Below are 11,511 nucleotides of genomic sequence, written 5' to 3'. Positions count from 1 at the left end.
GCCCTGCTTGCCGAATGCCGGATGTAACCAGAGAAACTCTGGCCCGAAGGCAACCGAGCCGGTCGCCGTACACACGGAAAATCATGGGCCTTTGCGTGAAACTTATTTTTTCCAGAACGTTACGGGGAAGCATCCTCGGTCCCCGCGTCTTTCATCTCCGTTTTCCCGTTTTCGCGCAAATTGCTCCGGCTGGCGGATAATCGGGGGGGGAATGGTGTCAGCGGGCATAACCGAGTGGTTCCTGACGGTCGCGGAGAGTGGAACGGCCATCTTGGCCGTGTTTTTCCGGTCCCGCGGGCGAGACGCCCGCGCCATTTTCACCGCCATTTTCGCGCAAATTGCACCGCGAAGGTGTTTGGGGTCGGGAATGGTTCCGACCGCCGTAAATGCTCGTCCCGGACAATCGGAAGATGGTCCCTCCAGTCGCGAGGAGCAAATTGCTCCCCAGAAGGCAACCGATCCGGAAATGGTTCCATCGGGCGGGGGCGCCCTCGGATGCACGCGGGGGCGCATGCGCACCCTGATCATAGGGCAGGCTACAGAAAATCCGGGGGGGGCCTATTTGTGGTGTTGGAGTTTGCGGCGGTAATGCAGGGGAGTCGTGCCGCAGGATCGTGTGAATGTGTCGTAGAACCGAGCTAGCCCCGAAAAACCGGAGTCAAGCGCGATATCTAAAACTTTCCTGTCTGTCGATGCGAGTAACACCCGTGCATGCATGAGACGATGGGAATGCAAATAAGATAGCGGGGTCACGCCCCACATTTTTTGGAATATCCTCACGGCATAACGGGGGTTTATTTTGAGTTCGCGGCAGAGGTCTTTGATTTGGAGTGGTTCCCGATAACGGCGAGCAATCAGCCGCGCCATTTGCTCGGCCTTGTGGAGATGTCCGAGGGGTAAACCTTTCGTCCGTCGCAGGGGGGAAAACCGGATCTGTGTGAGTGGATGGATGGACATCCGGTAAAGGCGGGCCTGTAATTCATAAAGCACGGCTTGCTGGAGCAATTTGCCTGCCTTTAAATCCGCTGTCCAACGTTCAAAAAGAAAATTGTCCCAAGGGTCTGGCTGGGCAAGCTGCTCAATGAGGCATTGGCCCTCCAGAATGGCATCTGTGATTTTTGCCGGGAATCCCCCATGGATAAAATCTTCCAGAGGGATGGTGAGAGAATTTACGACGGCCCCCTTGTCAAAACGAATCACCCGGTGTGGGACCGGGGCCCAGAGCAGGGTGAGTGCCCCGGCAGGAATCGGGACTTCTTTTTCGCCGTAAAGCAAAGTAATCCCGCCGCCTTGGATCAGGTCGAGCTCGACCCCGTCGTGGGTGTGGAAGGACGGCATGACATGGGCCGGTCCCCGGTAAAGGGTCAGGGCCGCTGAAATCTGTTCCACTGAAAGGGATTTTACCATAAAAGTGACTTTTCGGGAATAATGAGTGATTAATCAAGAGGATAATCGCGATAAATCATGATTTACTCCCTGCCATGAAAATCACAGTTATCGGTGCAGGAAGTCATTTTAATCTCGCGCTGTTGCGTTCCATCTATCAGGTGGCGGGGGACGGTGAATATGAATTACGGATGATGGATATCCGGCCCGAAGCCCTTGACGCCTTAGCCCGGATCATCCCGGAGATGAATGCCGCCAGTGGCAAAAAAATCAAAGCCTTATTTTTTGGAAACCGCCAGGAAGCTCTCCAAGGTGCCGCCCATGTGTTAGTGAGTTTCGCGGTGGATTTTCCTTATTCATTTCTGCGCACCTGTGATGTCATGCACCGCCACGGGTTACAATTCCAGGAAGGTGAGACGGCCACCCCCGGCGCCTTGATGGCGACCATGCGCCATTTGCCCCCGCTTTTGGATATAGTCAGAGATATTCAAACAATTTGCCCGACTGCTTGGCTGCATGTGATTAATAATCCGTTGCCCCGTTTATTGCGGGGGATTATAAAAGCGACCGGATTTACCCGTCTTGCCGGGCACTGCCACGGGACTCTCGAAGTCATTGAGAGGCTCTCGATCCTGACTGATGTCCCGAAAGGTGACATTGATGTTTTTGTGGCTGGAATCAACCACTTTCACATTCTCCAGCGGGCCACACAAATCAGCACGGGTGAAGATCTTTTAGCCCGTTTGGTCGATCTGTCCCCCCAGAAAAAGCATGATTGGGCCCAGATGGATAAGACTCAATATTATATGTTCCGCGACATGGGTTATTTCCTCGGGTGCGGACAATGGCATAATTTCGATTATATCCCCACGGCCAGCCCGCGGCTTAAACCGGAAACATTTTTTACTTGGGATGCCTGTTGCCGGACGGCTGCCAAAGACAAAAATGCAGGGGCTGAAATCGGTTCCCACCTCAAGACGCAGGAGGATTTCCGGAAATTCCTCGTTGAACCCGAACGCGAACAAATGTTCAAGGTCATGCGTGCCCTCAGTGGGGAGTCAGAACCCTACCATTTTCTTTCGGCAAATAATCCGAATCAAGGTTTGATCAAGGGGCTGCCGGACGAAGCGATTGTCGAGTTGCCGGCTACCGTGTCCAGGGATTTGATCCGGATGCATCAGCCCCCGGAGGAGCTTCCCCGTTATTTCCTGACTTGGTTACACCAGCATATCGCCCTTTCGGAAATGAGTGTAGATGTGGTGCTGCAAAAAAGCAAACGGCTTGCCGTTGAAACGGTGGCTCTCGACGCCTGTATGAGGGATTGTGATTGTGCTCCCGCCTTGCTCCTCAGTGAGATGATTGAGGTGAATGCCGGGCTCATCCCAGAGCTGGATTGATGGGGGTGCGTCAAAAAAGCACCAGAGTCGTCCAGTGGTGGGGAGAAAAGATTGACGCTTCGCTTGACCGTATCCTGCTTTTCGCTTAGATGAAAATCCATGCCAGACAAGCCTTCAACCCGAGCGAAATTTAAAAGAATCATCCTTAAACTCAGCGGCGAGGCTCTCGCCGGTAAGGATGGCGACCCCATCGGGTCGGCTATTTTGGCCGATCTTTCACGGCAGGTCAAAGAAATCAGGCGTTTAGGCGTTCAAATAGGGATCGTGATTGGAGGAGGAAATATTTTCCGGGGCTTATCCGGAGAAAAAAACGGGGTGGATCGTACGACGGGTGATTATATGGGTATGTTAGCCACGGTGATCAACGGGCTTGCCCTCCAGAATGCGATGGAAAAAGCGGGAGTACCCACCCGGGTCATGACAGCGATCGAAATGAAAAATGTGGCCGAGCCATTCATCCGCCGCCGTGCGGTGCGCCACATGGAAAAGGGTCTTGTGGTGATTTTTGTCGCGGGCACGGGAAATCCTTATTTTTCCACGGACACAACAGCAGCCCTGCGGGCCAGTGAAATGAATGCCCAGATCATCATGAAAGCTACCAAAGTCGATGGGGTGTATGATGCCGACCCGATGACGAACAAGAATGCCAAAAAATTCTCGACCATTACTTTTTCAGAAGCCCTCCAACGTCGTTTAAAGGTGATGGACTCTACCGCTTTCAGCTTGTGCATGGATAACCACATGCCGATCCTCGTTTTTGATCTCTTCAAGAAGGACAATATTAAAAATGCGGTTTTAGGTAAGAAGGTCGGGACATTGATCAGTAACTAGGATAAAAAGTCCGAATACCCGTATCATGCATTGTATTTCCCATATCAAACCAGGCCCGGTATTCCTCTGGCTCTGCCTTGTGATGATGGTGTCGATGTGTTTTTTGACTCCAGATTCTTTTGGCCAGCAACCGGGAACCCGAGAGAAAGCCCCCATAGAGTTATCCGTCAAAGATTATGTTCCTGATTGGTTGGATAGTCCTTACACAATTTTGATTAATGAATATGTCGAGCAGAACCCAAATGTTTATGTGCGTCCTTTTACCCAGCTGCGTCTGCCAGCTCAAGCCGCGGGCATGTCCCAAGGTATGTTATACCTCGCTTTTGCCGGTGGGATAGGCCCCGATGTTTTTAATGTCTGGTTTCACCAGCTGGAGTCGTGGGTGAACCAGGGATTCATCATGGACTTGGGAGAGTTTATTGGTACGGACCAAAATGGTGATGGTTATATCGACGACGATGAAGCCAAGATACAAGAATGGAAAGATATGCCGCCGGCCCTCAGGCGTGCGGCGACCATCGACGGTAAGCCTTACGGTTTACCCTCCGGACAAGCCGTGACGTGTATCATCTATCGACGCGACATTGTCCGGGAGATTACGGGCAGTGAGGCGCCCCCGAGGACATGGGATGAATTCTTCCGGATTTGCCAGATGGCCTCCCGGAATCCCACAAAAAGCCGAGATGGCACAATATTGTCCAGCCGTCGGGGGTTTTTCGCCGATCCAAATACCTATCGTTGGTTGCCTTGGCTGTGGAGTGCCAGTGGTAAAGAAGTCGTCCAAGTCAGAACCTCCCAGGATGGAACCAAATATGAATTTGGCAAAGAAATCGTGCTGCCAAAGTCCCCCACGGGAGAAAACCTCGCCATTGCCCCCCTCGAATGGAAAGCCACATTTGCCTCGCCAGAAGGGATCAAGGCCATGGGGTTTTATTGGAAACTTTTTTGGCAGAAATGGATCCGGAATCCAAAAAACCAGGAGCCGGTTAATTTAACGGATGAGGAAGCTAAGGCGGGAAGGGTGAGCCTACCGGATGGGAGTGTGATTGCTTTCACGCCTGGTGAAGTTTTTGAAGGGGTATCCCGAGGTCTCATCGGGGACGGGAATGCCATGGTCGCAAACATGTTCTTGAAGGGAGAAATTGTTTTTTATATCGGGTTTGCCGAAGAGGTAGCAGAGTTGATCCACACCCTTTCTCCCTCGCAAGTGGGACTCATGGCGATTCCTTCACCAGACGGGAAGATGGTGACGGCGAATATCCAGCCGAACTATTGGTGGTGCCTGAACTCTACCCTGGCCAAAGCATCCAAGCCCAAACAGAAAGCCGCCTTCAAATTGATCAGTTCCATAACCGGTGACAATTTGATGAGGACACAATTACAAATCCAGAAACAAAAGGAGAATTTGACTTTTGCCGATCCGGATTTATTGACGAAATTTGGGATGGAAGCTGATATCCGTGATATTTCTCCCCACTGGAAAGCCAGCCTCAAGGAAATCAAACAAAATGCTCAGACCGAACCCTATATCGGCAAATGGGAACCGGTCAGCACACAATTAATCGGGCAGGAAATTATCAGCAGGATCATTGCGGATAGGGATTTTGATTATGAGTCAGCCATGATCCAAGCCCAGAAAACGGCCAATAATAAGGTTCTCCGGGACCGTAATGAGCAGGAAATGAAGCAGATCCGGCCCTATGCTTATTCCATTTTCGGACTATTTGTCATTTTGTTTTTGTGGATGTTTAAAAAAATGTGGGATGGGATGAAGGATGCCTATTTTAGGAAGGGCGCGAATACGGGTTTTGACACGAGGGTGCAAGAAGTCGGGATAATTACCCGTATATTACCATGGTTTTTTTTGGTCCCGGCTATCGCGCTGGTGCTGATGTGGACCTATTACCCTCTGGCGCAGGGTACATTGATGGCTTTCCAAGACTATAAAATACTCGCTGATAAACCGTTTATCGGACTGGATAATTTTATTACAGTGATGAGTGATCCGAAATTCTACAAATACCTGTGGATCACAGTAAAATTTGTCGTGGTCAACCTTGTCTTGGGCTTCATTACCCCGATCGCACTGGCGATCATGCTTAATGAGATTCCCCACTTTAAAGTCACTTTGAGGATGATTTATCTTTTACCGGGGATTTCCTCCGGCATCGTCATTACCTTCATCTGGTTGATGATGTATTACCCTACGGAGGAGGGTTATTTTAATGCGGTATTGATGCAGATGGGCATATTGGATAAACCGCTCCAGTTTTTGAATGACCCAAATATGGCATTAGTATGGGTGACCGCGCCTGCCGTCTGGGCGGCTATCGGGGGCGGCTCGCTCATTTATCTGGCTGCACTCAAGAATGTGCCGGATGATTTGTACGAGGCGGCGGAAATTGATGGGGCCGGTTTCTGGGATAAACTTTTCAAAATAACGGTGCCTACCCTGATTCCTTTGATTTTGATTAATTTCATCGGCACTTTCATCGGTCTTTTTAAAACGATGGGCAATATTTTCCTGATGACGGGCGGGGGCCCGGGTGATGAGACGACAGTGCTTTCATTTGCCATCTGGAGGGACTCCTTCATTTTCTTGAAATTTGGTGCGGCCACAGCGACGGCTTGGGTGCTGGCGGCATTACTGATTAGTTTTACTGTCTTACAAATGAGGATTCTTTCCAGGGTGGAATTCCAGAGAGCGGAGGAATAAGGCTATGGGTCTAATTTCACATGTGGGCCGGAAAAAGGGCAAGGGTCTTTTGGTCATTTCCCTTTTTTACGTCATCCTGCTCTTAGGCGGGATTACCATGGTCATTCCTTTCCTGATGTCATTGAGCACCTCGGTGACCAATCAATATGATTCAGCCCGTTATAGTCTTTATCCGAGGTTTATTTTTAATCAGGATGAGCTTTTCTGCAAATACCTTTTCTTGAAATATTTCTCCGGTGTCGGGAGCTACACATATATTAATAACCTGTACCGGATTCAAAAAGCCGACACCATGGCGGATTTTAATAAAATTAGAGATCCCTTAAAAAAGGCTTTCGGTCCTCTGGATTATGATCGTTGGGATCCAGCAAAGCTGGAAATCGCATGGAAGGATTGGGAATCGTATTGGGATCAGATTTGCAAGGAGCCACTTGGTGACAAAGGCCTGCCGGTATCGGTTGCCTACTCTTCGATTAATAAAATCAAATTCCAGAATTTTCTACGGCAACGTTATTTGAGCCTCTGGAAGGAGCAAAATCCTGTGTTGGCACAAACTTTGTCGTCCAAGGAACAAAATACGGGGGCTGTGGCTTTGATGAATTCTATTTATGCCCGCACCGTGGCGACGGAATTTTACCGGATGCCGCTCATTGACGGGTCTGTTGAGTTTGGACGCACTTCGAAATTCATCTTAACACCTCGTGTGCGCGATTACGAAGAGTTTCTGAGGACTTTACCCGCCGACCAGGTCATTCTTGTAGTTGAGACATTTGGTCCGGCTACGCAAGATAGGGCCTATCTGGCTTTCCTTAAGGGCAAGTATATTACCCTAGAGAAACTCAATAAAGCTTGGGGCACAAATCATAAGCATTTTGGGGAAATTATTTTTCCGGAGAATCCTCCTGCTCATCCTGTCGGTAAAGCGGATTGGGGAGAGTTCATGAAAACGACTTTCCGGTTGGCAGATATCAGGCTCACCGGTAATATGCCGCATGCTGATTTTCGGCAGTGGCTCTTGAATAAACACAAGGGCTCTCTGGACATTCTGAATAAAAAGCTTAATACCCAGTTCCGTTCCCTTGACCAGATTTTCCTCACAGAGGTGATGCCCCCGCCACGTTTACTCCGGATTGATTGGTCTGAATACATCGTGGAGAGAGTCCCTGTTTCCCAGTGGATGCCCGAACGCCCAGACAAAGGGTATCGTGATTATTTAAAAAAGAAATATGGGACAGTCGAGGAGCTTAACCGGGTTTACGGGCAAAAATATGAATCCTTTGATACGTTTATCCTCCCACAAACGGCTTTTGACCGGATGGACTTCCTGCAACGTAAGGGGGAACTCATTTGGTTTTTCCTGACAAATAATTTTGTACAGGTATTCAAATTCATCGGGATCCAGGGTAATGCCTTGTGGAATACCTTGATCCTTGTCGGGGCATTCTTGATTGCAGGATTAACGGTTAATCCGCTGGCTGCCTACGCTTTGTCGCGCTATAAAATCAAATTCAAACAAGGGATCCTGATCCTCCTTTTGATCCCGATGGCCTTTCCGGGTGAGGTCATGCAGATTCCAGGATTTATCCTCACCCGTGACTTAGGGCTATTGAATACGTACTGGGCCTTGATCCTTCCGGGGCTCGCGAATGGTTTTGGTATTTTCCTGATGAAAGGATTTTTCGACGGGTTACCTCGTGAGTTATATGAGGCCGCCGAACTCGATGGGGCGAATGAATGGCAGATCTATTGGACGGTGACATTTCCGATGTGTAAACCAATCATCGCCCTCCAGATGATGGGGTCGATCGTGATTGCTTATAGTGAATACATGTGGGCTTTTATTGTCTGTCCTGATGAAAGGAAATGGACCTTGGCTGTCTGGATATTCCAATACTCGATGGATGCGATGCAGAGGGGTGAGGCACACTTGCAGATGGCGGCCTTGGTCATAATGAGTCTTCCGACATTGGTGATTTTTATCATGATGCAGAAAATAATCATGAAAGGAATTATTCTGCCAAGCATGAAGTAGCCTGTCCGGGGGGCGGGGTGAGTGGATTTGTTGTTTAGCAGGTTTTGGCCTATTGTCTCTTGGTAACTATTTGTGTCCTGCCGGGTTTCCGACCCTTATATGCTGAGCATATCTCACCCGTAGCCGTGAAGGATGTCCACTCCCCCGACGACACTGACGATTCATCTCTACGCCCCGAATAACTAAGACTTTATCCCCTCACGCCTGATTGATGGGCCTATAGTGAAGCGGACTATAGAGCTTGCTTTTCGGGGTTGCTTTCCATTCACTATTCCTCCAATGAAATTTTCGAAAGTGGCCATATTGGGAGCGGGACTTTTAGGGGGATCGATCGCCCGGGCTTTAACCGCACAAAAAGCAATTTGCGGGGAGGTTTTCCTTTGGGCACGCCGCCAAGAGACGGTCGACGAGGTGGACTCCGCCGGACTGGGCCTGACTGCGACGACCGACCTCACCTTGGCTGTCGAAGATGCCGAGGTGGTGATTCTGGCCATGACGATTGGTTCGATGGGAGGAGTCCTGGCTAAGGCAAAACCGGCCTTATCCCCTTTTGCAGTGGTGACCGATGTCGGTAGTGTGAAAGAACCCGTTTGCCTGGAAATGCCCGAAATCCTCGACGGTGCCGCCCATTTTGTCGGGAGCCATCCGATGGCGGGCAGTGAACAGTCGGGGTTTGCCCATTCCCGTGCGGACTTACTCGAAAGTGCCGTTTGTATCGTCACCCCGGACCAGACGACCGATCCTGCGGCACTGGACACAGTGCGTGACTTTTGGAAATTACTCGGGATGCGTCTTTTAGAACTTTCCCCCGAGAAACATGACCAGATCGTGGGGCAAGTCAGCCACTTACCGCATTTAACCGCCGCCTGCCTGGTTCATGCCGCCACGACTGCGGGTGAGGAGGGGCTAAAGTATTCCGGGGGCGGATTCCGAGATTCCACCCGGGTCGCTGAAGGGCCCTCAGCCATGTGGGCCGAGATTTTACTCGGGAACCGCCGGGCTGTCCTTGATTCCCTCGAAGGGATGGAAAAGGAAATTCAAAAAGTGTCCCGATGGCTCGAAAATGAGGATAAAGACGCCCTTCAAACTTATCTCGAGCAGGCCCGAGTGACCCGGAGCAAATTGCGCCCGGGTAAGGGTCACGAATAACGCCCGTTTTCTTCTCTTGCGTTCACGCCCGCTTTTCGCCAAAGATTTCAGCTTCTCCATGAGCAAGATATTAAAAACACGTCGGGCAAAACGGATCGAGGGTGAACTCAAAGTCCCTGGGGACAAAAGTATCTCCCACCGTTCAGCTATTTTATTAGGTTTATCAGAGGGCGGATCCGCTGGGATTACGGGTTATTTGCCCAGTGAGGATTGTCTTAATACCCTCAAGGCCATGGCCGCCCTGGGCATTACTTACCAAAGGCCGGACTCGACGACCGTTTTGATCGAAGGTTGTGGTGGCCGCCTGATGCAACCGAAAAGAACCATTGATTGTGGGAACTCCGGTACAGCCATCCGTTTGTTGGCCGGTATCTTGGCCGCGCAAAATGGATTCAAATCACAAATGACCGGGGATGCGTCCCTTTGCAGTCGCCCGATGAGGCGTGTCATGGATCCTTTGGCCCTGATGGGCGCTAAAATCACGAGTGACGCCGGGAATAATTGTGCGCCTTTGACCATTCTCGGGACGGAGCTGAAGGCCATCGATTACCAATCAAAAGTCGCCAGTGCCCAAGTTAAATCCTGTCTCTTGCTTGCCGGTCTTTTTACCAAAGGCACCACCAGCGTGACCGAGCCCATGCAATCCCGTGACCACACGGAGCGGATGTTTAAATATCTGGAGCTGCCCCTGCTCGTGGATGGACTGACCGCGTCGGTGAAGGGGGGATACTTGCCGAAGACGAAAAATATCAAGGTTCCCGGGGATATCTCCTCCGCAGCTTTCTGGCTCGTGGCCACCGCGGCTTTCCCGGGTATGAAACTTAAAATCATCGACGTGGGACTAAATCCCACACGCACCGGGATATTAAATGTCCTTGTCCGTATGGGCGCGACGATCCATGAGCGCGTTTATGAAGATGAGTTCGAACCCTATGGCACGATCGAGATAACCGGTGCCGAGCTCAGGGGCACTACTGTCGAAGGCTCGGAAATCCCTAATGTCATTGATGAGCTCCCGATCTTGGCTGTCGCCGGAGCCATCGCCCACAGCGGGGTCATGGTCATCCGTGATGCGCGCGAGTTGCGCGTCAAGGAAACCGACCGGATCAAGGCCATTGCGGACAATCTGCGCGCCATCGGTGCCGATGTCGAAGACTTCGATGATGGACTGGCTGTGCGTGGCGGGCGTCCCCTCCACGGGGCGCGGGTGAATAGCTTTGGCGATCACCGTATCGCCATGGCGATGGCGATTGCCGGGCTTTTTGCCGAGGGGGAGATGATTATCGAAAATGTGGATTGTATCGACACTTCTTATCCGGGCTTCGCCGCCGATATTCCTAAACTTGTTACATTCAAATAACCTGCCATGTCCGAGCCGATGATTATCGCCATTGATGGACCTTCCGCCTCGGGTAAAAGCACGGTTTCCCGCGGGGTCGCCCGCGAACTGGGATGCCTCTACGTCGATACCGGGGCGATGTACCGGGCCTTCACTTGGAAAGCGCTCCAGGACAAAATCGATTATCAATCGGAGGAGGTAGTAGAGGGATGGATCCGCCCCATCACACTGACGACTCACACTGACGGCAAAAGTGTCTCCCTACAGGTGAATGGACAAGCCTTGGACGACGCGTGGTTACGGACCGCGGAAGTAAATGCCTCTGTCTCCTATCTAGCCCGGGTGCCCGGGGTGCGGACTGAGGCGGTCAATGTCCAGCGCGATTTGCGCAAGTTAGGTTCCCTCGTGGCGGAAGGCCGGGACATTGGTACCGTTGTTTTCCCCGGGGCAGATTTTAAATTTTATGTCGATGTACCCGAGGAAATCCGGGCGGCCCGGCGGGCGGCGCAAGGAATGACGGATTCGATAGCGCAACGCGACCAAATGGATAGCACCCGCAAAACCGCTCCGCTTAAAATGGCGGAGGATGCCGTCTTGATCGAGAATATAGGAACAGCCGAAGAAACCATTGCCCGCATTATGGCTACCATACGGGCAAAGG

General features: G+C 51.1%; 9 protein-coding genes. 8 read left to right on the top strand and 1 reads right to left on the bottom strand.

Going from position 1 to position 11,511, the window contains the following annotated elements:
- Positions 1-589, top strand: a 589-nt coding sequence (locus SGI98_04720) for a hypothetical protein (protein MDZ4742707.1), incomplete at its 5' end; no start/stop codon positions are given.
- Here the strand turns inward: SGI98_04720 and SGI98_04715 are convergent.
- Complete coding sequence (locus SGI98_04715; protein MDZ4742706.1) at positions 559-1,407, bottom strand: helix-turn-helix domain-containing protein; 849 nt, start codon at positions 1,405-1,407, stop codon at positions 559-561. The two genes, SGI98_04720 and SGI98_04715, sit on opposite strands and share 31 nt — an antisense overlap.
- A 74-nt stretch (positions 1,408-1,481) precedes the next feature.
- Between SGI98_04715 and SGI98_04710 the strand changes: the two genes are divergently transcribed.
- From SGI98_04710 to cmk, 7 genes are all read left to right on the top strand, one after another.
- Positions 1,482-2,783 carry a hypothetical protein gene (locus tag SGI98_04710; GenBank protein MDZ4742705.1) on the top strand — a complete coding sequence of 434 codons (1,302 nt, stop codon included), beginning with the start codon at positions 1,482-1,484 and terminating at the stop codon, positions 2,781-2,783.
- Between the two features lie 99 nt (positions 2,784-2,882).
- Entirely contained in the window at positions 2,883-3,614 is a 732-nt protein-coding gene (gene pyrH / locus SGI98_04705; GenBank protein MDZ4742704.1) for a UMP kinase, read from the top strand.
- A gap of 25 nt (positions 3,615-3,639) precedes the next feature.
- Complete coding sequence (locus tag SGI98_04700; GenBank protein MDZ4742703.1) at positions 3,640-6,330, top strand: extracellular solute-binding protein; 2,691 nt, start codon at positions 3,640-3,642, stop codon at positions 6,328-6,330.
- A gap of 4 nt (positions 6,331-6,334) precedes the next feature.
- Entirely contained in the window at positions 6,335-8,362 is a 2,028-nt protein-coding gene (locus SGI98_04695; GenBank protein ID MDZ4742702.1) for an ABC transporter permease subunit, read from the top strand.
- A gap of 279 nt (positions 8,363-8,641) precedes the next feature.
- A complete protein-coding gene (locus SGI98_04690) occupies positions 8,642-9,511 on the top strand; it encodes a prephenate dehydrogenase (protein ID MDZ4742701.1) in 870 nt (289 codons plus the stop codon).
- A gap of 58 nt (positions 9,512-9,569) precedes the next feature.
- The gene (gene aroA / locus SGI98_04685) at positions 9,570-10,871 is read left to right on the top strand and encodes a 3-phosphoshikimate 1-carboxyvinyltransferase (GenBank protein MDZ4742700.1); all 1,302 of its coding nucleotides are present in this window, start codon (positions 9,570-9,572) and stop codon (positions 10,869-10,871) included.
- 6 nt (positions 10,872-10,877) lie between these two features.
- On the top strand, positions 10,878-11,511 hold a 634-nt coding region (gene cmk / locus SGI98_04680; GenBank protein MDZ4742699.1), incomplete at its 3' end, for a (d)CMP kinase.

It is taken from the genome of Verrucomicrobiota bacterium (genome assembly GCA_034440155.1).
GTDB lineage: Bacteria > Verrucomicrobiota > Verrucomicrobiia > JAWXBN01 > JAWXBN01 > JAWXBN01.
The sequence above is the reverse complement of the archived record's forward strand: the minus strand, read 5'-3'. Positions and strand labels throughout refer to the sequence as shown.